The sequence below is a fragment of the Mesorhizobium sp. P2_C7 genome (genome assembly GCF_056404515.1).
The window spans coordinates 38,434-65,417 of sequence record NZ_JBFUDW010000011.1; the positions used below are offsets into that span (position 1 = coordinate 38,434).

Below are 26,984 nucleotides of genomic sequence, written 5' to 3' on the forward strand. Positions count from 1 at the left end.
CGCTCGATCCCCAGCATTGGTTCGCGGCGCGCTTGCCGTGACAAAGGTGCAATCAGGCACCGACGACCGCAATTTCGAACAAGCAGAAAGGTTTTCGCTGCTTAAGGTGGACCTGGACATCGGTGCGACACGGAGGTCGATCAGCACGCAAGCGTCGACCAGAAGCTGGGCAAAGATCTTATGCGGCATAGACTATTTCCGCGAACATCGAGCAATTCGCGGCTGGTGGCGCCTCTTGCCAACCTTCTTGCCGCCGGAATATTCGCTGTCGATACTCTTGATCCATTTGCGGGATCTGTCTCGGTCCTCTATGTGGTCGTTGTTTTGCTTGCGTCCACCGCGTTTCGCAGGCGTGGCATCGTCTTGTGTTCTCTCGCCTGTGTTGGGCTCACCGTGCTGAGCTTCTGGCTTGTTCACGGACACGAAGCCAGTGGTGGCGCCCTCAGCCGCTGCGTCATGAGCATCGCGACCATTGTCATTACCGCCCTTCTGGTGCTCAAAAACCAGTCGACCTCGACCGATCTATCCGAAAAGGCCCAACTGCTCGATTTGACGCATGACGCGATTTTCGTTCGCAGCATGGGCGGTCTGATCTCCTATTGGAATCGTGGTGCAGAAGCCATTTACGGCTGGTCGGCCGAACACACGGCGGGAAAGTCCACCCATCAACTCCTGCAGACGGTCTTTCCAGCCAGGCTCGACGAGATCAATCGGGAACTGCTCAGCTCCAACCGCTGGGAAGGTGAGCTCTTGCACACGAAACGCGACGGATCCGTCGTTGTCGTTTCCAGCCGGTGGTCGCTGAAGACGGATGCCGACGGCAGACCGTTGGCGGTTCTCGAAACGAATACGGACATATCAGAGCGCAGGCGAGCCGAAACCGAGGTCCTGAAGGCCCAGGCGGAACTCGCCCATGTGACACGCCTCACCACATTGGGTGAATTGACGGCCTCGATCGCGCACGAGGTCAATCAGCCGCTTGCCGGCATCGTTATGAACGGCGAGGCGTGCCTGCGATGGATGGATCGAGACAAGCCCGATCTGGATGAGGTCCGCAGCGCGGTCAAGCGGAGCATCGCTGACGCCCAACGCGCCAGCGATATTGTCCATCGAATCCGGGCGTTGTCCAAGAAGGGCGACATCCAGATGGCGCTTGTCGACGTGAACGAGATCGTCAACGAATCGCTCACGTTGGTGCATCGTGAGTTCGTTGCAAATCGCATCACCCTGAAACTGAATCTAGCCAACCAGGCGCTGCCCGCACTTGGGGACCGTATCCAGCTTCAACAGCTCCTGATCAATCTTTTGATCAACGCGATTCAGGCAATGGCCTCTGGCAACAGCGACTTGCGCGAAATTCTCGTTACGACTTCGATCGATGAATCGAACCAGGCAAATGTGAGGGTCCAGGATACGGGACCAGGCATCGATCCCGATAGTGCGCGTCAGTTGTTCAAGGCCTTCTTCACCACCAAGGCAGAGGGATTGGGCATGGGACTGTCGATCTGCCGGTCGATCGTCGAGTCACATGGAGGCCGTGTGTGGATCGAGCCCAATCCAGGCGGCGGCGCGATATTCCAATTTTCTCTGCCACGCGTCGAAAAGGATGCCGGCTCATGATCCAACGCMCCGCCTCTTCCTCTCAACCACAAGTCGGCAACGGCGCCATGCCTCCGACTGTTCTGGTCGTGGACGACGATCCGTCGTTGCGTGAAGCTTTAAGCAGCCTCTTCCGATCTGTTGGAACGCGTGTCGAGCTTTTCGGTTCTGCTCCCGAACTGCTGAACAGTCGGCTTCCCGACGGTCCAAGCTGCCTTGTGCTCGATATCCGGCTGCCGGAGGTGAGCGGACTCGAATTTCAAACGCAATTGAGCAAGGCAGGCATTCACTTGCCGATCATTTTCATGACCGGTCACGGCGACATTCCCATGTCCGTGCGAGCCATGAAGGCCGGAGCGGTCGATTTCCTCACCAAGCCCTTCCGAGATCAGGATATTCTGGATGCAGTCGCCGGCGCTCTGGAGCGCGACAGGCAACGGCGAGACAAAGACCGGGCGCTGTCGGAGCTGCAGAGCCTTCTGAGCACCCTGACCCCTCGGGAACGCCAGGTGATGGCATTTGTCGCGACTGGATTGATGAACAAGCAAATCGCTGGCGAGATGCAACTCAGTGAAATCACGGTGAAAATCCACCGCGGTCGCCTGATGAAGAAAATGGGCGCCAGAACTCTGGCCGACCTGGTGAAGATGGCCGGCGCCCTGGGGATAGACGCTCCCGGTAAATAAGCTTGTTACACCTCTGTATAACTTTCGCTTTCGCAAGCGCGGGTGCAATATCTCGCCGAGAAACAGTCGTTGAAGCAGCAATGTTTGGGTCATCGGCAAGCACGGAGGAATAGTGAATTGACCCGCAGCGCGATGATCTCGATCGTCGATGACGATGAGTCCGTTCGACTTGCCACTGCAAGCCTCGTCAGATCGTTGGGTTTCATCGCATTTGCATTCGAATCGGCCGAGGAGTTCCTGATGTCATCTAATCTGGAAACTACGTCGTGCCTGATCTGCGATATCCAGATGCCCGGAATGACAGGAATAGAACTGCAGGATCATTTGATCGAACATGGCTATCACATACCGACAATTTTGATCACCGCCTATCCAGAGGAGCGTGTCCGCAAACGCGCTCGGGAAACGGGCGCCATCGGCTTCTTCGGCAAGCCGTTGGACAGCCAGGCAATGATCAACTGTATCGATTCTGCGCTTCATGACGCGCGTTAGCAGCACCTGATGCACCTTCGCGCTTCAGGCGAACAACGCCGCAAGCAGCGGCAGCGCTGAACAGAGAAGCCAACATCGAACGTCTATGGGCGTCGAGAAACTATTGATCCCCTGCGAGGTAGGCAAGGAGTGCTTCATGGCGCGCGCAGCAATAACAAATTTGGCAAACGAAGACGGGCTTCGCCGTTATCTCGGCGAGATCAAACATCTCCCCATGCTGACGCTTGGGCAGGAACAAGCGCTGGCAAAACGCTGGCGCGACGACAACGATCCGGAGGCCGCTCACCAACTGGTGTTGTCGCATCTTCGCCTCGTTGCCAAAATTGCCATGCGCTATCGTGGGTACGGGCTGCCGATGTCAGAGGTGATATCAGAGGGCAGCATCGGCCTGATCAAGGCGGTCAATCGCTTCGAACCGGAGCGCGGCTTTCGTTTGGCTACCTATGCGATCTGGTGGATCAAGGCGTCCATTCGCGAATATGTCCTGCGCTCCTGGTCACTGGTGAAGGTCGGTACGACCCCCAATCAAAAAAAGCTGTTCTTCAACTTGCGGCGACTCAAGGCTCGTCTCTCGGCACTGGACGACGGTGACCTGCGTCCAGAGCACGTGGAATTCATCGCAAGCAACCTTGGCGTGACGGAGCAAGAAGTTGTTTACATGAACAGTCGCATGGACGGGGACAGGTCGCTCAATGCGCCCCTGCGAGGCCAGGCTGAGGGCCAATGGCAGGATTTGCTGGTCGAGGGCGAGGACAGCCAGGAGTACAAGTTCGTTCAGTTCGAGGAAGCTTCCGGCCGGCACAGGGCGCTGATCGACTCGCTTGGCGTGCTCAACACACGCGAACGGCGCATCCTCGAGGCGCGTCGTCTTGCGGATGATCCGAGGAGTCTGGCAGATCTCTCCAGCGAATTCGGCGTTTCGCGCGAGCGTGTGCGCCAGATTGAGATGCGCGCCTTCGAAAAATTGCAAAACGCAGTGAAGGTTACCTATGCGAAACGGGACGCCCCCAGGTCGCTGTCGGTGTGAAATGACACGACGGGAGAGGGGTCGGCTGCGGAGCGCAAATCGGCGCTGAGCAATGCCAATCAAGCCGGCACCAAATTCCTGTCGCCCAAAAGTGCGCAGGACACCTTGCATCCTAGGTCGCGAAGGACTGCCCGAAGAGCGCACTGACGGCTTCCCATGCAATCAAGAGAGATTGTTTGTAGTTATAAGATATACAAAAATCAAACAAGCGTATCATGCTGAAGAGCGTCTCCCGTATCTATATTAATATTGCTTTCAGTAACTAAGAAAGCTTCAACTACAGGAGCGTATTATGAAAAGATCAACATCATTCTTGGCGACGATCGTCATGGGCGCAATGCTGGCGGCTGGCTCAGCGACGGTCTCGATGGCGCACGGCGGTGGCGGCGGCCATGGCGGTGGCGGCGGCTTTGGCGGCGGCGGTCATGGTATGAGCATGGGCGGTGGCGGCCATGCCGAAGGCTTTGGCGGTGGCCACGGCGTAGGCTTTGCCAATGGCGGTCGTGTCGCAATCTTGGGCGGCGGCGGCCATGTCCGTGGTGTCCATGTCGGCGACGGTCATAGGTTCGGAAGGGACCGCGGTTTCGGCAGTGATTTCTATGACGACGGCTACTGCGGTTACCCGTACCCATACAATGAGTATCGCACCCTTTACCCATATTGTCCGTGAACCACCACGGCCTCTTCGAATCCGGACTCCACGGTGCGAGTGGGGACCGGATTCGAACACTGAAGGTTTTGGCTCGCACGTCTGCCCAGCCGCGGCCTGACTGGAAGTATTTTTCAGAAGGTCCATGAATTCTCAACCCGAAGGAGCATATCGTGAGAAAATCAGCAGAAATATTGGCAAAGATTACTTTGGGCGTGATGCTGGCGACCGGCTCGGCGACGGTCTCCATGGCGCGCAGCGGCGGCGGAGATGGTCCTACCGTACACTTCAGCAGCGGTGCCATTGGCAACCGCCAGCACCACAAGGTCCTTTTTGGCGGTCGGGAAGCTGGCGACCGGGCATATGATAACCAGCTCTGGTTGAACGACGACACCGACACTGCTTACTGCTCGTTCGACGCTGTGAACCCGAGTTACTACGGATCCAATGGTATCTGGCACTCTTGCCTGTAACCCAATTCAGCCGGCCGCCCTGGAAAATCGGTCTCGAAATGCTCGGGCCGAGATTGGTTGTGATCGCATTGGCCGTCAGCTGGTTCCCAGCCTTGGGCGTCGAAGGCGGCCGATCCATTCAACTTAATCGATAGAATTCCGCCACCGCCACGCCGATGTCGGCGGTGGCCGCGTGAATATCCGGGCACCGTCGCGCGATATCGGAAGGAATGCTGGCAGGCTCCGGCACCACTTTAGTAGACCTTTCCAACCGCCAATCCATGGTCCGACCCCGCGCCCCGTCGCGGTTAACGCACGTTCATATTGAGCAGCCAGCGCATCGTCGGGTTGATGAAAGGGCGAGGCCCATTCCGACAAGGAGCGCGACCTTGTCCAAATCTCACAAATGCTCGGAGTCGGCGTGCGAATAGGGAAATCCAGCCGCCTTTAGAGAAGAGCGCTTCCCCTCCATCTGGCATCATCTCGATCTGACCGGGCGAAATCCGACCCAAACGACACGAGGAAGTGCTGCCGGCACATATGAAATCCTTGGCCTCAGGCAGTCAGGGCGGTGGGATTAGTACGATGTTCTCCGCCCCTACCTAGACACATGAAACGACGGTAGTTCCAATGCGAAATGAGTATGACGTTGCGATGCCAATCTTGCTGATTACCGTTGCGGTCGCTCTCTTGTTCAGCGGGCCGAGCTTGGCGCAAATCAGCACCACGCCCGCGACAGGACTGACATCGCCGCTTTCTGCAATTGGTTCGCCCCTCAATCCGGTTGCTATTCCCTTGGGCGCGGTCGAGCTCGATCCGGGTGGCTTGACGGGTAGCACCGTGGGCATCGGGGATAGTTCCAACAACTCCGGGTGTACCAATGTCTTGGCGCCAAGTGTTTTGGCATCAAGTTCCGAAGTTGCGGCAGCGACTTCCGCCCTTTCCACTTTCGACGGCGGAGGCATGAACGCAACCACATCCACGAGCGGGACGTCGTTTGTGAACCCGACGGTTTCAACAGCGTCGGGCACCTGCAACTCGACGGCGTCGAGCGCGTCGTCTTTCGGCACCACAGCGACACCATCGATGACCACCGGGACATCGTCCACGAGTCTTGGGGCCGCAGTTGGGATTCCGCTTGGGTCTTCGGAACTCAGCAATTTGGGAGTGAGTTCGCCAATTGGCATTCCAACACCCGCGTTGGCCGATCCGGTAACAAATCCACAGGTAGCGATTCCTATGCTCAATGTATCAGGCACATCATGTGGCAGCACGGGGCTGACGGGCATTAGCGGCACGCCGTCGACATCCGGCTGCTGAAAGAACTGATCCCTTAAGAGCCGCTGTCGTAGGAGCCCTCAATGCGCAAGCGACCCTTCATTGTTGCTGCGCTGCTGATCATGATCGGCGGCGTTGGGCTTGCAGCCAAACACGTCTACGACCATTCCGAACCTGCGGCGGTCTCCGTTCCTGCCTCGGCGGTTCCGGTCATTGCCGGAAAGGTAGCCAGTCACGATGTGCCGATCTACCTTCGCGGTGTAGGAACGGTGATCGCCTACAACAACGTGGTCGTGCACAGCCTGATCTCAGGACCGATTACGAAGATCACATTCACGCAAGGCCAGACCGTGAAAAAAGGCGATCTGCTGGCGCAGATCGACCCAGATCCCTATCAGGCACAAATCGATCAGATAACCGCCACTCGCGATCGCGACCAGGCGCTGCTCGTCAATGCGCAGGCAGACCTGGACCGTTACACGCCACTGCTGGCGAAGGGCTTTGCCACTTCCCAACTGGTAGCCACGCAGAAGGCCGAAGTGATCCAGCTCCAGGCGACAATCAAGGCAGACGAGGCTCTGCTACAGGCCGAGCAGATCAATCTGAGCTACACCCGTCTGACCTCGCCGATCGACGGTGTAACGGGTATCCGGCAGATCGACGAAGGCAATATCATTCACCCGACCGATACTTTTGGTCTGGTCGACGTTGCGCAGGTCCAGCCGATCTCGTTGATCTTTACGCTGCCCGAGGAAACGCTCCCGCAAATCCAGAAGCAGATGGCCAAGGGGCAGCTTACGGTCTTTGCGTACAGCCAGGACGACAAGACCAAGCTCGACGAAGGCAAACTTTTGCTTCTCGACAACCAGATTGTCCAGACGACGGGCACGATCCGCCTCCGAGCCACGTTTCCGAACGCTGGGAACCAACTCTGGCCGGGTGCCCTGGTGAATGTACGTTTGCTTCTTGATACCCGCACTGGGGGGCTGACGGTAGCCGGGTCGGCAGTGCAGCAAGGTCCAAACGGCTCCTATGTCTACGTGATCGCACCTGATGGAACCGCGCGGATACGGCCTGTCACCGTTGCCCAGTTGACCGAGGGACAAGCCCTTATCGATTCGGGTCTCGAGGCGAACGAAACGGTCGTGGTCGACGGGCAATACAAGCTCGTGGAAGGCGTCCCCGTTCAAGTGCTGCGGGGCAAAGCCGCTGATGAAGCCGCCCTGCAAAGCGCAGTGCAGCAGGCAATCCCGTGAATGTCTCGGCCCCTTTTATTCGCCGGCCGATCGCGACAGGCCTGCTGATGGCGGGTCTGCTGCTGTGTGGGCTGGCTACCTACCGGCTCCTGCCGGTCGCATCATTGCCGAACGTCAACTTTCCGACGATCCAGGTGTCAGCGCAGTTGCCCGGTGCCGATCCCGAAACCATGGCGTCGTCGGTAGCCACCCCGCTTGAGCAACAGATAAGCCAACTCCCTGGCGTGACCCAGCTGTCTTCGACCAGCGCGCTTGGCAGCACACAACTCACCGTTCAGTTCGACCTCAGCCGCAGCGTCGACAGCGCCGCGGTTGACGTGCTGTCGGCGATCAATGCCGCAAGCCCAGATCTGCCGCTGGGCATCCCCTATCCGCCGACCATCCGCAAGGTTAATCCGGCGGATACTCCGATCCTGGTGCTCGCGCTGACATCCGACACCCTTCCACTGACGACGGTCGATGCCTACGCGGAAAACATCCTGCTGCCGAAGATCTCGCAAATCTCCGGCGTGGGTCTTGTTGGCATTGGCGGCCAGCAGAAGCCGGCGATCCGTGTGCAGGTCAATCCGCAAGCGGCCGCGGCCCGCGGCATTGGCCTTGAAGATGTTCGCAACGTGCTCGGCGAGGCCAATGTTGATATTGCGAAGGGCACGCTCAATAGCCCGCGTCAAACCTTCACGCTCAACACAAACGACCAACTGCTCAAACCTGACGCCTACAATGATGTTATCGTCGCCTATCGCAATGGCTCCCCTGTACGCATCCGCGACATCGGCACCGCGATAGACGGGTCGGAGAACCACTTTGTCGCCGCCTGGTACGACAAGAAGCCCGCCATCTTGCTGGCTATCCGGCGCCTGCCCGGTGCCAATGTGATCGAGACGGTTGGCCGCATTCAGGCTCTGCTGCCCCAGCTGCAAGCGTCGATCCCGCCCGGCATCAAGGTATCGGTCGTCTCAGACCGCACCCAAACCATCCGTGCCTCGGTCGCAGACGTGCGGTTCACGTTGATGCTGACCGTCGCCCTGGTGGTGATGGTGATATTCCTGTTCCTGCGCAATTTCTGGGCAACGGTCATTCCCGCAATAACCGTACCCCTCTCGCTCGTCGGCACTTTTGCCGTGCTCTATGTGCTTGGTTACAGCCTCGACAATCTGTCACTCATGGCCTTGTCGATCGCGGTCGGCTTCGTCGTCGACGATGCAGTCGTCGTGATCGAGAACATCGTCCGTCACATCGAAGATGGCCTCACTCCGATGGAGGCTGCGTTGAAGGGCTCGAGCGAAATCGGCTTCACCATCATTTCGATTACGCTGTCGCTCATCGCAGTGTTCATTCCACTATTTCTGATGGGAGGCTATGTCGGCGAACTCTTCCAGGAATTCGCGGTAACGGTGAGCGTTTCACTGATCCTGTCGCTGGTGGTCTCGCTCACGCTGACGCCAATGATGTGCGCGCGTCTGCTCAAGAATGAGGCCAACGTCAGGCACGGGCGGCTCTATAATATTTGCGAAAGCGGCTTCGACGCGCTGCTTGGATTGTATGAACGGGGCCTAAGGATCGTCCTGCGGCACACTTTCGTGACGCTGCTCGTCATGCTCGGAACGATTGCTGTCACCGGCTATCTCTACGTCATCATCCCGAAGGGTTTCTTCCCACAACAAGACACCGGCTTGATTATCGGCGTCACCGAGGCCGACCAGGATATTTCGTTCCCGGCTATGTCCGAGCGTCAGCAGGCGGTAACCGACATTGTGCTTAAGGATCCGGCGGTAGCTTCGGTCGGAGCCTCGATAGGAGCAACTGGCGGCAGCACGCTCAATCGCGGGACAATGTACATTGCCTTGAAGCCAAACAACCAACGTGACGTCAGCGCCGATCAGGTGATCAGCCGGCTGTCATCCCAACTCGCCAAGATTCAAGGCATAACGCTTTACATGCAAGCGGCACAGGACATCACTGTCGGCGGTCGGGTTTCGAAAACGCAGTATCAATATACTCTGACCGATGCCGATTCCAACGAGCTCAACCATTGGGCACCGATATTCCTCGACAAGCTTAGAGCCATGCCGGGAATCGTTGACGTGGCCACCGATCAGGAGAATGCAGGACCACTGCTCGATGTGACCGTCAATCGCGAAGTCGCGTCGAGTTTCGGAATCCTCCCGTCGACGATCGACAACACGCTCGACGATGCTTTCGGCCAGCGCATCGTCTCCACAATGTTTACACAACTCAATCAGTATCACGTTGTTCTCGAGGTCAGCCCGGAATTCCAGTACGGTCCCGAGGCGCTCAAGGATATCTATCTGAATTCTTCGACAGGGCAGCAGGTGCCATTAAGCGCCCTGGTGACCAGCATGACGAAGGCTGCCCCGATCGTGATCAATCATCAAGGCATGTTTCCGGCGGTCACGATCTCCTTCAATCTAAAGCCCGGGGCGGCGCTCGGAGATGCGGTCGCAGCTATCCAGCAGTTCGAACGCGATGCCGGAAAGCCTGCTTCGCTTGCAACCAGCCTCCAGGGCAACGCGCAAGCCTTTCAATCGGCGCTGTCAGGCACACCAATCTTGATCGGAGTGGCGCTGGTGGTGATCTACATCATCCTTGGCGTGCTCTATGAGAGCCTGATCCATCCGATCACCATTCTATCGACGCTGCCTTCAGCCGCTATCGGCGCGTTGTTCTTGCTCATGGCGGTCCATATGGATTTCAGCGTCATCGCCATGATCGGCGTTATCCTGCTGATTGGCATCGTCAAGAAGAACGGCATCATGCTGGTCGACTTTGCGCTCGAGGTCGAGAGGAACGAAGGTCTCAGTCCACAGGAGGCAATCTACCGCGCTTGCACCATACGTTTCAGGCCGATCCTGATGACCACCATGGCGGCGATGCTAGGCGGCGTGCCGATGATGCTGGGCACCGGCGCCGGATCGGAAATCCGCCAGCCGCTCGGCTACACGATCGTGGGCGGCTTGGCGCTGTCGCAGATTCTCACGCTCTACACGACACCGGTGGTCTACTTGTATCTTGAGCGGCTCGGCAAATTCCTGGGTGGCTTGCGAGGCGCAAAAACACCGCCTGTGGAACCCGAGCAGGGCGAACTCTTCTCCGAAACGAGGCACCCAGCCGGCTAGGGGAGAGGTTCAGGTCCCGTTGTCAGAGGGTATGAAGCAGTAGACGCTGTTCCCAGTCGCGCAAATGTGGGCCGTCTCGTTCCATGAGTACGGGTGTTCAGGCACCCTTTTGGATGGCTCGATCGGCGTCCATACTCCGTTGAGTTTGCCCCACCACTTTCCCCCCTCGAACTTGCCAACCGTTGGCCGACAGTCGCCGCCGTTGCAGCATGAGCCACCCAGCGTGTTATGCATCCCCATGTAGATGCTGTGCCACTTCTCGTGCCCCTGGCCGTAATTGCCCTCGGGAGGGCCAATGGGGACGTGGGAAGTGTGGTCCTGGGCCAGTGCGGGGCTGGCCACCAGCAGGAAAACCAGTAGGCGGAAGGCCATCGCTCAACATCCTCCAATTGGTGTTACGGGTTGTCTCTCCGAAACATTCCTGGGAGCAGAAGTAGTACTGGTGGGGTATTTTCACCGCGCCTACGCAGTTCAAGCATTTCATTCTTTTGCTCCTTCGCGGTCGGGGAAGCATGCATAGATTTTGCCGTTGGCATGAATAATCCATTGGTATGGCTGCATAACCCAAATGGCAAAGAAGTTACTTTGGATCTGTCGGGAGGCGTCTGACGGACGCCGTTTTTGACGAGAACGACGAACACAGTGGGGTCGCTGCGCGATCCGCAATTGGCACGCTGGTCCCCGGCTTCGCCTGAAACCAATTGAAGAAGCCAATCGGCGCAACGGGCGAAACACGAATTGGGGTGGCGTTTGCGAAAGACATTTCTTTGCTTGGACGCAACATTCGGCGCTCAATACCGAGGATTTGAACGCATGGCACCCAGGAAGTCGATGCGGCCTTGCGAGCCCGCCGCTGGAGGCGGGCGCGCGCTACTGGCGACCGGAACAGCCCTCACGGAGCAGGGCATCGCCATTGGCGGCTCGACGACGCACGTGAATCTCACGCCACCCTGGAAGGGGATTGCGGTTCGACCAGTTAGACCCGCAGCTCGCGAGGCGACGGCCTGGAAGCCGAGAGCAATGGGCACAGTCCAACTCGGATGCTTCTTCCCTCTGGGCCGCCGTTGGCATGCTTCGGTGCCTGGCCCCGCGATCTCTGCCGGCATCGACCCACTCGACTCGGCGATCATCGAAGCGTTGTCGTGGCGCGACCGTATCGGCAAGACGCACTGGTTCGAGTTCCTCGCCATGACGGGACCGCTGTGCCTTTTCGCCGTGCTCGCGGCCTCAACCGCGGACGTGGTCGCCAGATCGTTTCTGATTTTCTTCGCCATCTATTCAGACCTGGTGATCGCCTTGCTTTGGTTTGCGGAGAAAGACGATGCCCGGACTGAACCGACCCAGTCTCATCCACGCCCCAAGCGCATCGTTCCTTGCGTGAAGGGCCAAAGGGATGATCATCCCCAGTTCCTACAGCCAGTGGATGCAAGCGAAGCCCATAGTCGACGATGCGACCGGCGTCGGGCGCGTCAAGCAGGAGAGTGGGATGGCTAACCGGGCGTGGTACCTTGTGGTGCCCAGCTTCCTGGTGCCTCTCGTTGCATGTTCGGAAGCATCGGCGTCCTACGTTGGGGACCGTTTCTTCCCCTCAACGCTTGCGACCGTGGTTCCCACCCCGGCCGACTTCGTCAATTTTCCCCAATTGATGCAATTGCCCGACACCGGCTCGCGCGAGATCGACTTTCCTTTCTCCTACAGCAAGCTCATCACCCCGGATTGGTCGGTGTCGTTCACCGCAAACTATCGCATGGTCGATCGGGGGAGCACGCGCTCGGGCTTCGACGATTGGGTGCTCGGCACCCAATATGAAGTCTATTCCAACGCCGAGCACGAGTTCGTGTTCTCGGCAGGCGGTACGCTGGCGCTGGGCGGCACCGGATCGTCCGACATCGGTGCCAAGTCGTTCTCGACGCTGACACCGACCCTCTACGTCGGCAAGGGCTTCGGCGATCTGTCGGATTCGCTGGCATGGCTGCGTCCGGTCAACGTCACCGCGACCCTAGGAGTCGCACTGCCGACCGAATCCACCACAGTGACCGGCGCCACCACGGTCGACAACCCAGATATCTTGCAATGGGGCTTTGCTCTGGAATACAGCCTGCTGACCAATGTGCATTCCGCTGACAAGGATAATGCTCAGCGCTTCGCCGAGGGTTTGGTGCCGCTGGTGGAATTCGCGATGCAGACGCCGCTGAACGGGCCGTCAGCTGGAGAGACCACGGGCACGATCAATCCTGGCGTTATCTGGGTGGGCGAGTACGCCCAACTCGGGGTGGAGGCGATCGTTCCGATCAATGCGAGTTCGGGCCGCGACATCGGCGTGCGTGCACAGCTCCACCTCTATCTCGGCAACATTTTTTCGAACGGAATCGGAAAGCCGATCTTCGACTGATCGCGCGCCGCGCCGTGCATGGGTCTGTCCAGGCTCCGCGGCCAGGGACGAAGCCGCCACGCGAGGACCGCGGGCCAATCGGCGAAAGCTGGCGGCAGGAATAAACTGCTGGCCTTATGTACCAGATCATTTCTTATGTGTGGAATGATACTTGAATATTAAGTAACTAAACAATTGCATCAATGTTTAACGTGCTCTGTATAGTGGTTCAGAACTTATTTCGAAACCTATATAAAGATTGCGGGCATGAGCGATGTCTCTATCGCCCATTCGAATTTGCCGCGCTGTGCAACAGAACCACACAACAGGTGAATCACATGAGTTCCCTTTCAATAGGGGCTGCAATCGCGGCAGTCCTTCTGTCAACCGCTTGGGCCGGTGCCGCAGCTTCGCCTTCAGGACGCATGCAGGCAAAGTTCGATCGTGTCGAACGAAAAACGAACGGCAACCACACTTCGTTGCCGAGGCACGTTCAAGTATCGACAACCAGATCGGCCAAGAAACCAGCATCGCAGCTCGATAACGACGGGGACAAGTATCCCCCGACCGATCTTTTTTCAGGCATGAACCGGTTTTGATGAGAGGTGTTGCGCCTCTCGCGACACGGTGATTGCGGTGGAGGCTGACTTGACCGCGCCGTCGACTTGAGTTGGCCCACCTGCGACAGACGAGCGCCAGTTGCGACGTCGGATCTTGTCTCCGAAACCGCGCGATGCATCGCGCCGCAAGCAAGCCGCATCGCTGAGGGTCCCGACGCCGGCAACGCTCCGGCGATCGACCGTGAATCGGTTCGTGCTCCGAAGGCAGGAGGGAAAAATGGGCCGATGACGACATGTCATCGGCCCAAGAACTCGAGCGGTGAGAAACGCTCTCGGGGGGGCGGAGCGCCTTCACAATCGATCGGCGGGCGTGGGAGGGGGCCCGGAGAACCAATCTGGCACGAGTTGGAGCGCTGCCACGATGGTGACGAAAACGGATCGAAACCACCGATCGCAACGCCCACCCACAACCTAGTGGTTTTTGCTGCCGGTGCTTCGTCGTTCTTGCCGGCTTTGCATCCAGCTTGCGGATTTCGCGCGAACGTCAAAAGGCCCAGGCCAAGCAGGGGACCCCGCTCAAGGTCATCAAGACCTGACGCACACGCGCGCCAAATCGACCAATCACCTGGGATCGGCCGCAATTGAAGAACCGGCCCATTGGTCCGCTCGTCCAATCACAAACCAAAGTATGAGCAGTTCAGACCAATACTCTAAGTCCACCTACGGATGTAGAATGGAGTAAATCATCACCGGCGCTCTACCCTGACATCAGATGGGATAACCCGAAGGATGTGCGCCACGCCATGTTGATGAATCCTGCCTCCCGCGACATCGATTTACCCGCGATTGCTGCCTTCGCGGCCAATGCTCGGCGACCGGAGCAAACGGACCCATTCTTGTCGGCGGATTGGCGCGCTCCGTTCAACGGCGGAAAGGCACAGCGTACCAACTCCGTGGCGCACGCGCAGTTCGGGCGCCGGAGCGCCGATGGGGCCGATTGCCGTGTCGAGATATCTTCAGGCGACGCGGTGAGTAGTCGCACGGTGATTTCGGATGGGATAGTTGCCGAGGTGGTCCAAGCCGCCGGTCATGACAAATTCGAATTCCGGTTTCGCGCGCCCATGCACTTGCTGGTGGTCTACGAGCAGGGCACGCGCCGAGACGGTGACACCTTCGTCGAAGGTTTGCCCCGGTCGAAACTGCGGGATTTTGGTCGCCGGCTTACCTTGGTGCCCGCCGGTCGCGAATATCTCGAATGGCATGCGCCACGGACGGCTGCGCGTCTCATGTTTGTCTATCTTGATCCTGCCAAGCTGCAAGTTCCGTTCAACGCTGGCATGACCGATGTGACGTTCGTTGCGAAGCTCTTCTTTGAGGACGCAACGCTTTTGGGTACCGCCCTCAAACTGATGAGGTCGCTAGAAAGTCCAAACCTGGAGAATTGGCGTTACCTGGAAGCACTGGGCATCGTCCTGGCTCATGAGTTGGTCCGTTTCCACGAGAGGACGCCGACAGCCGAACCTCAGCTTCGAGGGGGACTTGCGGCTTGGCAGGAGCGGGTAGTAAAGGCCCATATCGAGGCGCATTTGGGTGAACCGGTACCGCTCGCCACTCTCGCGGAGCTTTCCCGGTTGAGCCCATGTTATTTTTGCCGCGCCTTCAAGCTTTCTTTTGGGATGCCTCCGCATCGGTATCATATCAACCGTCGAATCGAGCATGCCAAAGGTCTCCTTGCGACGCGGGCTCATTCGGTGACGGACATCGGATTGACTGTCGGATACAGCGAAACCAGCTCATTCACGGCCGCTTTTCGCAAGGCGACCGGCCTGACGCCGAGTGCTTACCAGCGGAGCCTTGGATAGGCCCTGGACGGCCCGGCTGGCTGGGACCCGGCCTGGCTGGGAATTGCGCAGTCCTTGAAATTCGACCCTGAAGTCGGCGCTCTTCGATCGAGACTTCGTTCTGGCTCTCACCTTCCCCGGCCTTGATCGGAGATCTGGGTTCTGGCGCAATTGACGGGCGAGTTTTCTCCGCCCGATCCGCCACTTCCGCTTGATCGCTCTCGCCGAGCAACTCGGTGACCGCATTTCGTCCCCTCAGGAGACTGAAATCGCTTCGCGTCAATATGACGTACCATTCCGGCGATTTTGGCATCCGCACATTTCAACCATTGCCGCATGGCACAGCGATGAACGTCTGCTGGTCGCCGCGCTTGACCAGCAGCAGCGCCGACTTCCTGCTGGATTTTGCTGCTACACTAATGGCTTGGCTGGTGTCCTTCGCCGTCTTCACCGGCACGCCATTGACCGAGATGATGATGTCGCCCAATTCGATGCCGGAGGTGGCTGCCGGCTGGTCCGGATCGACACCCTCGACCACGGCACCATAAACCTGTGAAGGCACATTCAAGGCCTGGCGAACGGTTCGATCGAGGTCACCAAGCGCCAGACCAAGTGTTGGAAAACTGGAATGCAGCGGCTGCGAAGAATTGATTGTGGCCACCGGTTTGACGCTGGCGTCATTGCCGCCGATGACCACCGACAACGCAACTGTCTTCCCATTGCGCCAAACGGACAGCACCTCCCTTTTTCCCGGCACGAGATCCGCCACGGCTCGAGACAGGGTCTTGAGCTCGTTGATGGTTTGACCGGCAAATCCGGTGATGACGTCGCCGGTCTCGATGCCGGCATGAGCGGCGGGCGATCCGTCGCCGACATCCGCGACCAAAGCACCTTCAGGCGTCGGCAGGCCGAGGGCGTTGGCGAGGTCCGTTGTGACCGGCTGCATCTCGATGCCGAGCAGCCCATGTTCGATCGAACCGTTCTTCACCAGCTTGGCGACGATCTTTTCGGCCTCATTGGAAGGGATCGCAAATCCGACGCCGACACTGCCGCCATTGGGCGAGTAGATCGCGGTGTTGATACCGACGACAGTGCCGTTGGTGTCGACGAGAGGTCCACCCGAATTGCCGTGGTTGATCGGCGCGTCGATCTGAAGGAAATCGTCGTAGGGACCACTGTTGAGGTCGCGCCCGCGGGCGGAAACGATTCCCGCAGTGACTGTCGTTCCGATGCCGAACGGATTGCCAATCGCCAGAATCGGGTCGCCTGCCCTGAGTCTGTCGGAATCGCCCCAGGCAACAGTGGGAAGAGGCTTCCCAGCCCTTATTTTCAGGACCGCAAGGTCTGATTTTGCGTCGCGGCCGACAAGGGTTGCCGGCAGCTCGGTTCCATCGTCCAGCGTCACCATGATATCCGAAGCTCCGTCGATGACATGGTTGTTGGTGACGATGGTGCCGTCTGAACTGATGATGAAGCCGGAGCCGAGGGCCTCTGCCAGTTGCGTCGCTCCCTGCGGTGGTGCCTTGGGCGCCGGAATCCCTCGATTGCTGAAGAATCGAGGCAGCCGTTCATCGGACGACAGACCGCTGTCCGAGGGCTGGGCTTGGCCATCGGGCGCCGATGAAGTTTTCATGATCGACGTGATCGTCACCACTGCCGGTTTGTCGGCCGCAACGATCGGAGCATAGGAGGTGGCCGGAGCGCGATTGGCGGAGGCATCCGGGGAGGAGGCCATTTTCGTATCGGCCAAACTCGCGTTCAGAGCGACCCCAGCGACGAGCGGCGCTACGAGGACGGCGGAGAAAAGCAGCACGGCGCGGTGCCTGCGGAGGATGTTGAAAGTTGACATGGTCGCGACCCGTGCGAGGCTTTGGTCCTGGCGCCGTGGCGTGTTCCTCGTGCGGAACCGTCTATCCGGCGTACGGCCGATCGGATGCGCTAGCCTCGCTGATTAGCTTCCGATCAAGCCGATTTACTAGGCTGGTACTTGTTGCTTCCGGTTTGTGCCTTTGTCGGCAAGACTGCGAAGGCTACTAGCGGCGCGACGCAGTGTCTTTCGAGATCGACCACGTCGATTGTCGACATGTCACCTCGCGGGAGGCCCGCGTAAGGCTTCAGTCAACTCTGGCCACTTCAGCTGCCTGATCTGGAATCAAGAGCACCCGGTAGGTTGTCCCTTCGCATCGGAGCAGGTAGGCGGTCTGATTTGGTACGGACTCGGCCGCAATGCGCTTGGCAGAACTTGGATTTCTGCAAGGGAAGCCTTGGCTTCGCACCTGGTCGGCAACCACGCTTGCCACGGTGTCCTGGTCTTTGGCTGCAGCGGTCGCTACGGTGCCGGCGAGACAGATCGACAAGAAAACGCCGGCGCCAATGGATGAAATCTGCACCAGCGCTCGATTGCAGCCCATTTGTGTAGTCTCCTCTTCGTATTCCGCCGGCAACCGCTACCGCAGAAAATTGGTGGCTTCGATCTTGGAAGACGTCAGTCGTAGACGTTCACATCGTGACCGACTCCGACAGGTCGCCGCCAGCCCGACATTCATCTACGTGCCATTCTTGGGCCGCCTTCCATCGCGTTCGACAGCAGCATACCCGCTGGTTTGTGGACGGCTTTGTCTGCTTTGCGGCGGCTGGCCCTTCCTTGCGGTTATCACCCCTGGTGTTACGGCAGCGGCGGGCGACCGGCCGTCTATCACATCTTTCCATTATGCCTGGGTGGCATGCTGTTCTGATATAGTGTGGTAGAAGTCCGATATCTCGGGGGACCGATCGTGTCGTCTTCTGGCAGGGCGAGGTCCTGATGCCGATTTACGCGGCAGCAGTAGCTGCGTCCGGAGGTGTCCAAAAATGAAAGCAAAGCCGCCGCTGCGGAAGTATGGCTCGACAATAGCCATTTCCGGCGCCGGCTTGTCGGTATTCTGGCTGTCCAGCGAATTGGTTGAGACCGCCGGACCCAATATTTACGTGAGTTTGACCCTCCTCGCCGCGACTGCGATCTTGACCGGCTTTCTCATTCAAGGGCCGCAAGGGCAGGGTGCGTTGGATCGCACTGGGTATGACGCGCATGAGTTCTTGGAGAGCATTCCCGGACCGGCATGGATCGTCGACACGGAAGGCCGGTTAACCGAGGTGAGCACGAGCCTTCGGGCCTATCTCGGCACCGTCGACACCAGCAATCTCCCTTGCCGGCAGGTTATTCATCCGGAGGACTTCGACCGAACTGCAGGCCTCATGTCGCAATGCCTGGAGAATGGCCAGGAATTCCATGGCGCATGCCGGCTTCGTCGCCACGATGGGACTTATCGCTGGTTCCGTGTCGCGGCTCGGCCCCGGTTCGATCGGAACGGCAAGTTCATCGGGTGGTATGGTGTCCTGCTCGATATCGATGACTTGAAGAAAGTGGAACAGGCTTTGGAGGCCAGAGAGTTCCAGCTCCAGCGGCTGATCGACACCCTTCCGACACTGGTCTGGTCCGCCCGCCCAGACGGTTCCACCCAATTCCTGAGCCGGAGATGGCACGAATACACGGCGCTGTCTCAGGAGCAGGCAGCCGGCTGGGGTTGGACTGCCGCCATACATCCGGACGATCGGGACCGGCTTGTCGAATACTGGCGATCTCTCCTGGCAACTGGTGCGCCGGGCGAGATCGAGGCCCGGCTACGCCGCTTCGATGGCCAGTACCGCTGGTTCCTTTTCCAAGGCGAGCCAGTGCGCGATGCCTCCGGCACTGTGGTCCAGTGGTTCGGGAGCAACACCGACATCGACGATCGCAAGCGGACCGAGGAGGCATTGCGAGCCAGACAGTATGAACTCCAGCAACTTATCGACACAATACCGACGCTCGTCTGGTCCGTCACTCCCGAGGGCGAACCAGCCTACATCAACAAGCAGTTGGAAACCTACTACGGCCGCAAGATCGACCCCAGTCAGCCCAAGGAGGGTTCCAGGCTGGATGGGGCACTTGGACGCCTTATGCATCCCGACGACTTGGAGGCTGTGAAGAGAAACCTGATGCACTCATTGAAGACCGGGGAGCCTTTCGCCATGCGGTACCGCAACCGCCGGGGCGATGGCGTCTATCGCTGGGTTGATAATCGCGCCATGCCACTACGGGACGACGATGGCCGCATCGTGAAATGGTACGGCGTCATCATCGACATCGATGACGAGATGAGAGCACATGACGCCGTTCGTGCGACCCAGGACAAGCTTTCGCGCGCTTCGCAGCTTGCGAGCCTCGCCGAGCTGTCGGCCTCGATCGCGCATGAGATCAATCAGCCCTTGGCGGCTGTCATCACCGACAGTCATGCCTGCCAACGCTGGCTGTCGGCGGATCCTCCAAACCTGCAGCGGGCACGCATTACCGCGGAGCGAATCGTTCGCGATTCCATGGCCGCGGCCGAGGTCGTCAGCCGAATACGAGCACTCTTCACACAGACCGCCTCGTCCAGAACTTCAATCAATCTCAACGAGGTGATCGGCGAGGTGCGTCAGCTTTTGTTCGACGAAATAGTCTCGCAGGACATCTTCGTTGGGACGGATCTCGATCCGGCGCTGCCGCTGGTGCTCGCCGACCGCGTGCAGATGCAGCAGGTGCTGGTCAATCTGGTCCGCAACGGGATCGAGGCAATGAAGTCGACAACCGACGTGTCGAAATCACTGAAGTTTGGATCACGTCGCTATGGGGAGAACGCGATCCTGGTCGACGTCCGCGACAACGGCGACGGAATTGCCGAACCAGAACGAATTTTCGAACCGTTCTTCACCACGAAGGCGGAGGGGATGGGTATGGGCCTAGCAATCTGTCGCTCGATCCTGGAATCACACGACGGCCGGCTTTGGGCAGAGAGCATCGAGCCAAGGGGAACGGTGTTCTCGTTTACGCTGCCGATCCAATCGGGCGATGCGGCATGACCCAGGACGACTGTATCATTTTCATCGTTGATGACGACAAGCGCATATGCGTGGCGCTGTGCGACCTTCTGGCGGCAAGAGGCCTGGCTTCCGTTGCCTTCAACTCGATTGCCGAATATCTAGCTTTTCCCCGGCCGGACCTGCCCGGTTGCCTGATCCTCGATGTCGAACTGCCGGACATCAACGGGCTGGAATTCCAGAAACAGACCGGCCACGAGCAACATCCGCCTATCGTCTTCATCACCGGACACGGCGACATTCCATCTTCTGTACGCGCCATCCAGCGCGGCGCCGTGGACTTCCTCACCAAGCCGTTCAGCGAAACCGAGTTGATGAAGTCCATCCACACGGCGATCGATCGGGATTGCGGCGTCCGCCTGGAGCGGGCCGAGCTTGTGGCGCTACAGCGCCGCCTATCCTCCTTGACCTCCCGCGAACGCCAGGTTCTGCCGCTGGTCGTCAGCGGTCTGCTCAACAAGCAGGCAGCTGCCGAACTTGGGATCAGTGAGGTGACGCTGCAAATCCACCGCGGCAAGATCATGCACAAGATGCAGGCAGCATCGCTGGCCGATCTCGTGAGGATCGCCCAAAGGCTGCAAGTACCAGTAACTCATTCTCGGCGCGCAGGAACATCTTCGAAATGAAAACTGTACGGAAATCAACGATCGCGGTTGTCGATGACGACGTTCGGGTCCTCGAGTCGATCGAGGATCTCCTGGAGTCGGCGGGGCACTCGGTGCGTCTGTTCTCATCCCCTCAGTCTTTCCTCGAACGCGACGAGTTGCGCAGGATAGATTGCCTGATTGCCGATATCGGCATGCCAGTTGTCGACGGCTTCGAGCTTCGCCGGCGTGCGCGAATTGTGCGCCCCGACTTGCCCGTCATTTTCATAACGGCGCGCCATGAAGCCGCAGACCAAAGGCGCGCGGCTGCTGAAGGTCATCATGGGTTCTTTCGAAAGCCCTTCGATGCTTCAGCATTGCTTGCGGCGGTCGCCCTGGCCGTTTTGGCCTCATCGCAAGGGGAGTAATGATGACAAGTGATCTAATGACCAGAGATTATGAACGCCTGCTGCTGGAGCCGACGCAGTCATATGCCCGTCCTGTGGCTGCCCCCATCTATGCTGGGACTACCCAAAATGCATTCGTCTTCATCGTCGAAGACGATGTTGCGATGCGCGAAGGGCTGGTCGACTTGTTGGAATCCGTCGGTTTGCAGAGCCAGGCCTTCTCGTCTCCGACCGAGCTGTTGAACATGGAACTGCCCGACCTTGCGAGCTGCTTCGTGCTGGACATTCGTATGCCCGGCATCAGCGGTCTCGACTTTCAGGCTCGCCTTGTCGCAGCCGGCGTCCGTATACCAATCATATTCATGACCGGCCACGCCGACGTGCCGATGGCGGTGAGAGCCATGAAGGCTGGTGCAGTCGACTTTCTGACGAAGCCGTTTCGCGAACAGGAAATGCTGGATGCCGTCACAAGGGCCATCGAGCTGGACGGCATGCGCCTCGATAGCAATCGGCGGGCGATCGAGACGTTCACCCGATTTCAGACGCTGAGCGAGCGCGAACGCGAGGTGATGGATCTGGTGACAGCAGGATTGATGAACAAGCAGGTTGCTGGAAGGATTGGCGTGGTAGAATCCACGGTTAAGATTTATCGTGCTCAAGTCATGAGAAGGATGGGCGCGCAGTCCCTGGCCGATTTGGTCAGAATGGCCGAGTTGCTGCGCTCGGCACCTGCTCCCACAACTAGCCTCAGGGCTATTTTGGATAGACCTAAGTAGTGGTCCAACCCGCCGAACGAATACGAAACTGTACCAAGCCAGAATGGAGGCTCGGACACGCTTCCTTTATCCTTGCGCTTCTCTCCGCGGCAGCGCGCAGAAAGACATTCTGCCCGATCGCAATAGAGGGGGGGCTGGGAGCGGTATCATCCGTGTCGATGTTGCAGGACATTCTCGACTGGAGCGTGGCCGAAGGAGATTTGCCCTTCGTTTTCGGCTTGGTGGGTGACCGAAACGGCGTTCGCTGCTCCGGCTCAGCCAGTGAAGCGTCTCCGCTGGGCAGGGCCGCGGAGGACGCGCTTTTCCGTATTTTCTCGATATCGACATCGATTTTCGCGACCGCTGCCATGATCCTTGTCGATCGCGGCAAGCTCAATGCCTATACTTCCGCCGAAGACATCGTCAGAAAGTGGACCTGCCAGCGACAGGATCGGTCCAATGCAGACGTGCCGGAGCAAGATCCCTTGCCGCCGGTCGCGCCTTTCAGCCTCGAATGGAGTCCATCAACAAGGAACCAGGCACAATGACATTGCACATGCTGCCCCCGAGAGAATTGCGGTTTCTTCGCTTCGCGCAGAGCACGGCACCAAGATGCGCTGGCGCCTCCGTTTCGCCACGTCTTTCGGACACGGCCCAATATGATCCCGGAGCGCCGGTCCCGGCGAGTTAAAGGTCGCAAAAAGATGCAAAGAAGATCGCCCGGATCTTCGAGCATGAGGCTGGCAGCGCCCAGGACGACTGTCATGGCAAGTGGCGGTGAATTAGGGATCGGCGAAATCCTGTCTTTCGGCTCGTACCGCTTGATCGGGGCTGAGCGATTGCTGGTCAAGGATGGCACACCGGTCGCTATTGGCGGCCGCGCGCTTGACGTTCTGATTGCGTTGACCGACCGAGCGGGGGAGATCGTGAGCGGGCGAGAACTGATCGATCTCGTTTGGCCGGGCGTCTTCGTCGAGGAAGCCAATCTTCGTGTGCACATCGCCGCCATTCGCAGAGTGCTGGCAGACGGCAAAGACGGGTCTCGATACATCGTCAATGTTCCCGGCCGGGGCTACACTTTCGTTGCACCGGTTCGGCGCTCAAACGCGGACGGCACCGACCTGATTGTCGCTCCTGCCGGTCCCGTGCTGCCTCCGAGTCTCCCGGCGCCCTTGCAACTGCTGGTCGGACGGGACGAGACCGTCGCCACCCTTTCCTCGCTGCTGTTGTCGCGACGCTTCGTCAGTGTGGTCGGGCCAGGCGGAATAGGAAAGACGACTGTCGCCGTCGCGGTCGGCCACGCGCTGCGTCGGGAATTAGGCGACGATGCGGTTTGCTTCGTTGATCTCGGTTCGCTCACCGCTCCAGCAGACGTTCCCGCTGCCGTCGCGTCGGCACTCGGCTGCTTTGTTCAGGGGCCCGACCCCGAGCTGTACATAAGCGCCTTCCTGGCCGATAAGCGGACCCTTGTCGTTCTTGACAATTGCGAACATGTGATCGAGACGGCTGCGCCGCTGTGCGAACGCCTCTTTCGCGCAGTGCCGTCGCTGCACTTGTTGACGACCAGTCGCGAGTCGTTGCGCGTTGAGGGCGAGTATGTGCATTTGCTGATGCATCTCGACAGTCCGCCTAACGACACGCCATCTGCCGTTCAGGCGCTGGCTTCGCCCGCCGTCCAGCTTTTCATGGAGCGGGCGGGATCGAGCGGGCACCGTGCCGAGCTCAGCGACACCGAAGCTCCAATCGTTGCGAATATCTGCCGCCGGCTCGATGGAATTGCTCTGGCGATCGAGTTGGTTGCCAGTCGTGTGGGCACCCATGGTATTCAAGGAACCGCCGATCTCCTGGACAGCGGCGCCGGGCTGTTCTTGCAGGGCAGGCGCAGCGCGTTGCCCCGGCATCAGACGCTGCAGGCCATGCTCGACTGGAGCTTCAGGCTACTGTCGGCGGATGAGCAGAGAACCCTCTGCAGGCTGTCCGTGTTCGTTGGCCAATTCACGCTGGCGGCGGCGCATGCAGTCGCCGGGGATGCCGGTGGCGAGACGCAAATGGTCACCAACACGATCGCCAGCCTGATCGACAAGTCTCTCATGGGGATATTGTCGACAAGCGGGCCTGCTTACTACCGGCTCCTGGACACAACACGCGCCTATGCCGCGGCCAAGCTCGCGGAAGGCGGGGAGGCAGAAGCCGCCGAAAGACGTCACGCTTGCCACTTCGTCGGCCTTCTGGCGCAAGGCATGGCCAAAGGGTCAGCTTTTGATGGCCACAACGTAGCCGCCTACGCTCCGCACATCGGCAATGTCCGCAAAGCGCTCGCGTGGAGTTTTTCCAGCTCGGGCGACCGTTCCATCGCCATTGAGCTGGCTGCGCATGGGGCTGCGTTATTCCTGGGGCTTTCACTGCTGGATGAGTGTCAACAATGGTGCCGGCGAGCACTGGGCGCGCTGCACGAGACGGATCACGGGATGCAACTGGAACTGGAGCTCCAGGGGGCTCTGGCGATGTCATCCATGTACGCCCGCGGCAACAGCTTGGAAGTCAGGGCCGGCATCGAGCGAGGCCTGGACCTCTGCGAGGCTTTGCGGGATGGAGGGCGCCAACTCCAATTGCTTTCTGGACTCTACATTTTTCTCACGCGCCAGGGCGACTTCAGCGGCGCGTTGGCAGCCGCCAAACGAAGCGACACCGTTGCCAAGGCGAGCGGAGGCCCGACCGAAAACGCAATGACCGAATGGATGTTGGGTGGATCATATCATTTGACCGGCAATCAGGCGGCCGCGCTGCGTCACTGCAAACAAGGCATGGCGCTTGCGTCAGATTTCAAGCTGGGGAGGGTGAGCTTCTTTGGCCACGACCACCATGTGTCAGGGCTCGCAACGCTGGCCAGGTCTTTATGGCTGTGCGGCTTCGCGGATCAGGGTTGCAAAGTCGCACGTCAGGGAATCAGGACTGCGCAGGGCTACGATCACCCGGTCTCATATTGCATTGCTCTCATCTATCTCATCCCTGTTCTCCACTGGAGTGGCGATTTTAAAGCAGCGGAAGAGCATACCGAAATCGTAATCGAGCAGGCTATCAAATACTCCCTTGCTCCCTATCACGCCGTTGGCCTCGCGCTGAAGGGTGAATTCATGGTCGCGCGCGGCGAGGCGGCATCGGGCGTCGAAATCTTGCGGGCAGGACTGAAAGCGATGGATGCCAATCGGTACCGCATCGTGACGTTGCCGGCATCGCGTGCCTTGGCCGAGGGCCTGGCCCTTTCCGGTCGACCGGAGGAAGCGCTGGCCACTATAGACGAGGCTGTGGAGCATGCGGAGCAAGTCGGCGAGATACTGTGGTTGCCCGACTTGCTGCGCGCCCGAGGCGAAATCCTGCTGACGCAGCCGAGACCGGACCTTCCTGCAGCAGAGGGCTCGCTGCTCCGCTCGATCGATCGTGCGCGCAAGCAATCCGCCCTGGGTTGGGAGTTGAAAGCTGCAATTCCTCTGGCACGCATGTGGGGGGAACACGGCCGGAGCGGGGACGCCCGCTCCATGCTCGAACACATCTATCAGCGGTTCAAAGAGGGATTTGGAACCCAAGATCTGGTTGCCGCTCGCCGACTTCTCGACGAACTGAGCTCGACCAGCTGAGCTGAGCAAGCCAGTCGCGGTCCGCTTCCAACCCCATGGCTCTTTCATGCTCGCGCCAGGCGCCTGGAGCCTGGAGCGATGCCCCACGCATGGGCTTATTCACGGCCTGTCTTGGGCGCGAATATTTACAGCTATTTGCAACGCTGAACTCGCCTCACAGCTCATAGAGCGGATAGTTCCATGGCATGGAGTACCAGACAATCGCCACGCTGGAGGGAGTCAGAATTGGGACATTCGCGTGGCTTCATCACACCGAACGCTCCGGACCATTTCCTCCCCGGCAGCACAATAGTTTTGGCGCGCGCCCGTTCGCAAGCTCAGGCGGATCGATCGCCCACAGCCCTAAGGCGCGTCGCATTGAAACGGATTCAGGCGATGCGCTTTAAGTCTTTGTTTTTATGCATGTCGTTGCCCCAAAACCGGGGCCGCTTTTAGGCGACATGCACCAGGTACCGCCCACGACCAAATCGAACCCTCTTGGCGCAGGAGCCCGCACCTTATGTTTAGCACCCAATCGACAACGATAGGCGAGCGCGCGGTGTGCATTGCGCATGAAGTGAATCAGCCGCTTACCGCAATACTGACAAACGCGGAAACCGCCTTGCGGTGGTTGTCGAGAGACCCGGCGAATCTCGATGAGGTGAAACGGGCCATTGAACGGATTATCGGCAACAGCCTTCGCGCCGCCGACGTCGTCAGAGGCGTTCGGGACCTTGCTCGAAAATCCCCGCCCGTACCCAACAACCTCGACATCAACGACTTGATCAGAGGTCTCCTCAATCTCGTGAGCCTCGATCTGCGCCATCATCGCATCGCGGTCGAGGTGGAACTCGCTGAGAACCTGGAGCCGATCAGGGGCGATCGGGGTCAGCTGGAGCGGGTCGTCGCCAACCTCGTCGCGAACGGCATCGAGGCGATGAGCATGGTGCAGGACCGGCAGCGAAAGCTGCGCATCGTCACCCAACTCGACAAGAATGGCGATGTGATGGTTGCAGTCGGGGACTCGGGCACAGGGCTCGATCCAGCACTTATCGATCGCATCTTCGATCCCCTGTTTACGACCAAGCGCGAGGGCATGGGATTGGGGCTGTGGATATGCCGCTCTATCGTCGCAGCCCACGGCGGTCGGCTCTGGGCCACACCCGATGTTCCGCATGGCAGCATTTTCCAATTCGTCATCCCAAAGACAGCTGAGCCAAACTCAGTCGGATCGAGTCGATGCCGGCGGACGATGCGAACGAACCGCCAGGTCGAAGGGCTTTTTCGCGGCGCTCCATTATGATGATCTCTTTCGGCGGCATGAGAAGTCGAAAACATGCC

General features: G+C 59.1%; 21 protein-coding genes. 17 read left to right on the top strand and 4 right to left on the bottom strand.

Translation table 11 applies throughout. The features are described 5' to 3' along the window. Positions 1-225: 225 nt before the first annotated feature. From AC1D2G_RS22080 to rpoH, 4 genes are all read left to right on the top strand, one after another. Positions 226-1,620 carry a sensor histidine kinase gene (locus tag AC1D2G_RS22080; protein WP_477416613.1) on the top strand — a complete coding sequence of 465 codons (1,395 nt, stop codon included), beginning with the start codon at positions 226-228 and terminating at the stop codon, positions 1,618-1,620. Further along, positions 1,617-2,285: a response regulator transcription factor gene (locus AC1D2G_RS22085; RefSeq protein ID WP_477416615.1), complete on the top strand. Its 669-nt coding sequence runs from the start codon at positions 1,617-1,619 to the stop codon at positions 2,283-2,285. The genes AC1D2G_RS22080 and AC1D2G_RS22085 overlap by 4 nt, the downstream gene beginning before the upstream one ends. Positions 2,286-2,402: 117 nt before the next feature. Further along, the gene (locus tag AC1D2G_RS22090; RefSeq protein WP_457155772.1) at positions 2,403-2,777 is read left to right on the top strand and encodes a response regulator transcription factor; all 375 of its coding nucleotides are present in this window, start codon (positions 2,403-2,405) and stop codon (positions 2,775-2,777) included. 136 nt (positions 2,778-2,913) lie between these two features. After that, positions 2,914-3,804, top strand: coding sequence for an RNA polymerase sigma factor RpoH (gene rpoH / locus AC1D2G_RS22095; RefSeq protein ID WP_477228353.1), 891 nt, complete (start codon positions 2,914-2,916; stop codon positions 3,802-3,804). Positions 3,805-4,156: 352 nt separating this feature from the next. On the opposite strand, the gene AC1D2G_RS22100 is transcribed toward rpoH, so the two are convergent. Next, positions 4,157-4,366: a hypothetical protein gene (locus AC1D2G_RS22100; protein WP_477416617.1), complete on the bottom strand. Its 210-nt coding sequence runs from the start codon at positions 4,364-4,366 to the stop codon at positions 4,157-4,159. A 260-nt stretch (positions 4,367-4,626) separates the two neighbouring features. Here AC1D2G_RS22100 and AC1D2G_RS22105 point away from each other — a divergent pair, with 260 nt between their 5' ends. Further along, entirely contained in the window at positions 4,627-4,926 is a 300-nt protein-coding gene (locus AC1D2G_RS22105) for a hypothetical protein (RefSeq protein ID WP_477416618.1), read from the top strand. Positions 4,927-5,507: 581 nt separating this feature from the next. Here AC1D2G_RS22105 and AC1D2G_RS22110 read toward each other — a convergent pair. Then, positions 5,508-6,092: a hypothetical protein gene (locus AC1D2G_RS22110; protein WP_477416620.1), complete on the bottom strand. Its 585-nt coding sequence runs from the start codon at positions 6,090-6,092 to the stop codon at positions 5,508-5,510. A gap of 174 nt (positions 6,093-6,266) precedes the next feature. Between AC1D2G_RS22110 and AC1D2G_RS22115 the strand changes: the two genes are divergently transcribed. The 5 genes from AC1D2G_RS22115 to AC1D2G_RS22135 all read left to right on the top strand — a co-directional run bounded on the left by AC1D2G_RS22115 (position 6,267) and on the right by AC1D2G_RS22135 (position 15,369). Then, entirely contained in the window at positions 6,267-7,439 is a 1,173-nt protein-coding gene (locus AC1D2G_RS22115; protein ID WP_477228355.1) for an efflux RND transporter periplasmic adaptor subunit, read from the top strand. Further along, on the top strand, positions 7,436-10,576 hold the full coding sequence (locus AC1D2G_RS22120; RefSeq protein ID WP_477416622.1) for an efflux RND transporter permease subunit: 3,141 nt from the start codon (positions 7,436-7,438) through the stop codon (positions 10,574-10,576). Before AC1D2G_RS22115 ends, AC1D2G_RS22120 begins: the two co-directional genes overlap by 4 nt. A 1,020-nt stretch (positions 10,577-11,596) precedes the next feature. Next, positions 11,597-12,070 (top strand): hypothetical protein, encoded by a 474-nt coding sequence (locus AC1D2G_RS22125; RefSeq protein ID WP_477416624.1) that lies wholly within the window; start codon positions 11,597-11,599, stop codon positions 12,068-12,070. Next, positions 11,970-12,968, top strand: coding sequence for a hypothetical protein (locus AC1D2G_RS22130; protein WP_477416626.1), 999 nt, complete (start codon positions 11,970-11,972; stop codon positions 12,966-12,968). Before AC1D2G_RS22125 ends, AC1D2G_RS22130 begins: the two co-directional genes overlap by 101 nt. A 1,342-nt stretch (positions 12,969-14,310) precedes the next feature. Next, complete coding sequence (locus AC1D2G_RS22135) at positions 14,311-15,369, top strand: helix-turn-helix domain-containing protein (protein ID WP_477416628.1); 1,059 nt, start codon at positions 14,311-14,313, stop codon at positions 15,367-15,369. Positions 15,370-15,670: 301 nt separating this feature from the next. Here AC1D2G_RS22135 and AC1D2G_RS22140 read toward each other — a convergent pair whose 3' ends face one another. Next, a complete protein-coding gene (locus AC1D2G_RS22140) occupies positions 15,671-17,197 on the bottom strand; it encodes a DegQ family serine endoprotease (RefSeq protein WP_477416630.1) in 1,527 nt (508 codons plus the stop codon). Positions 17,198-17,462: 265 nt separating this feature from the next. Beyond that, entirely contained in the window at positions 17,463-17,759 is a 297-nt protein-coding gene (locus tag AC1D2G_RS22145) for a hypothetical protein (protein ID WP_457155554.1), read from the bottom strand. 439 nt (positions 17,760-18,198) lie between these two features. On the opposite strand from AC1D2G_RS22145, the gene AC1D2G_RS22150 reads away from it, so the two are divergent. The 7 genes from AC1D2G_RS22150 (at position 18,199) to AC1D2G_RS22180 (ending at position 26,946) form a co-directional block, all read left to right on the top strand. Then, positions 18,199-20,265 (top strand): PAS domain-containing sensor histidine kinase, encoded by a 2,067-nt coding sequence (locus tag AC1D2G_RS22150; protein WP_477416632.1) that lies wholly within the window; start codon positions 18,199-18,201, stop codon positions 20,263-20,265. Further along, complete coding sequence (locus AC1D2G_RS22155; protein ID WP_477395783.1) at positions 20,262-20,909, top strand: response regulator transcription factor; 648 nt, start codon at positions 20,262-20,264, stop codon at positions 20,907-20,909. The genes AC1D2G_RS22150 and AC1D2G_RS22155 overlap by 4 nt, the downstream gene beginning before the upstream one ends. Beyond that, the gene (locus AC1D2G_RS22160; RefSeq protein ID WP_477228363.1) at positions 20,906-21,295 is read left to right on the top strand and encodes a response regulator; all 390 of its coding nucleotides are present in this window, start codon (positions 20,906-20,908) and stop codon (positions 21,293-21,295) included. The genes AC1D2G_RS22155 and AC1D2G_RS22160 overlap by 4 nt, the downstream gene beginning before the upstream one ends. 17 nt (positions 21,296-21,312) lie before the next feature. Next, complete coding sequence (locus tag AC1D2G_RS22165; protein ID WP_477299836.1) at positions 21,313-22,050, top strand: response regulator transcription factor; 738 nt, start codon at positions 21,313-21,315, stop codon at positions 22,048-22,050. Between the two features lie 152 nt (positions 22,051-22,202). After that, the gene (locus tag AC1D2G_RS22170; protein ID WP_477416634.1) at positions 22,203-22,577 is read left to right on the top strand and encodes a hypothetical protein; all 375 of its coding nucleotides are present in this window, start codon (positions 22,203-22,205) and stop codon (positions 22,575-22,577) included. A 216-nt stretch (positions 22,578-22,793) separates the two neighbouring features. Next, positions 22,794-25,664 carry an ATP-binding protein gene (locus tag AC1D2G_RS22175; protein ID WP_477416636.1) on the top strand — a complete coding sequence of 957 codons (2,871 nt, stop codon included), beginning with the start codon at positions 22,794-22,796 and terminating at the stop codon, positions 25,662-25,664. A 499-nt stretch (positions 25,665-26,163) separates the two neighbouring features. Then, positions 26,164-26,946, top strand: a complete 783-nt coding sequence (locus AC1D2G_RS22180) for a sensor histidine kinase (protein ID WP_477416638.1) — start codon at positions 26,164-26,166, stop codon at positions 26,944-26,946. The last annotated feature ends 38 nt before the right edge of the window (positions 26,947-26,984 follow it).

Excerpts from the sequence above, each read along its gene's own strand:
- AC1D2G_RS22165 (WP_477299836.1), top strand. The coding sequence starts at position 21,313 with ATGACCAGAGATTATGAACGCCTGCTGCTGGAGCCGACGCAGTCATAT.
- AC1D2G_RS22140 (WP_477416630.1), bottom strand. The coding sequence starts at position 17,197 with ATGTCAACTTTCAACATCCTCCGCAGGCACCGCGCCGTGCTGCTTTTC.
- AC1D2G_RS22160 (WP_477228363.1), top strand. The coding sequence starts at position 20,906 with ATGAAAACTGTACGGAAATCAACGATCGCGGTTGTCGATGACGACGTT.
- AC1D2G_RS22135 (WP_477416628.1), top strand. The coding sequence starts at position 14,311 with ATGTTGATGAATCCTGCCTCCCGCGACATCGATTTACCCGCGATTGCT.
- AC1D2G_RS22145 (WP_457155554.1), bottom strand. The coding sequence starts at position 17,759 with ATGGGCTGCAATCGAGCGCTGGTGCAGATTTCATCCATTGGCGCCGGC.
- rpoH (WP_477228353.1), top strand. The coding sequence starts at position 2,914 with ATGGCGCGCGCAGCAATAACAAATTTGGCAAACGAAGACGGGCTTCGC.
- AC1D2G_RS22110 (WP_477416620.1), bottom strand. The coding sequence starts at position 6,092 with ATGCCAATTGGCGAACTCACTCCCAAATTGCTGAGTTCCGAAGACCCA.
- AC1D2G_RS22155 (WP_477395783.1), top strand. The coding sequence starts at position 20,262 with ATGACCCAGGACGACTGTATCATTTTCATCGTTGATGACGACAAGCGC.
- AC1D2G_RS22150 (WP_477416632.1), top strand. The coding sequence starts at position 18,199 with ATGAAAGCAAAGCCGCCGCTGCGGAAGTATGGCTCGACAATAGCCATT.
- AC1D2G_RS22175 (WP_477416636.1), top strand. The coding sequence starts at position 22,794 with ATGGCAAGTGGCGGTGAATTAGGGATCGGCGAAATCCTGTCTTTCGGC.
- AC1D2G_RS22130 (WP_477416626.1), top strand. The coding sequence starts at position 11,970 with ATGATCATCCCCAGTTCCTACAGCCAGTGGATGCAAGCGAAGCCCATA.
- AC1D2G_RS22125 (WP_477416624.1), top strand. The coding sequence starts at position 11,597 with ATGGGCACAGTCCAACTCGGATGCTTCTTCCCTCTGGGCCGCCGTTGG.
- AC1D2G_RS22100 (WP_477416617.1), bottom strand. The coding sequence starts at position 4,366 with ATGACCGTCGCCGACATGGACACCACGGACATGGCCGCCGCCGCCCAA.
- AC1D2G_RS22115 (WP_477228355.1), top strand. The coding sequence starts at position 6,267 with ATGCGCAAGCGACCCTTCATTGTTGCTGCGCTGCTGATCATGATCGGC.
- AC1D2G_RS22180 (WP_477416638.1), top strand. The coding sequence starts at position 26,164 with ATGTTTAGCACCCAATCGACAACGATAGGCGAGCGCGCGGTGTGCATT.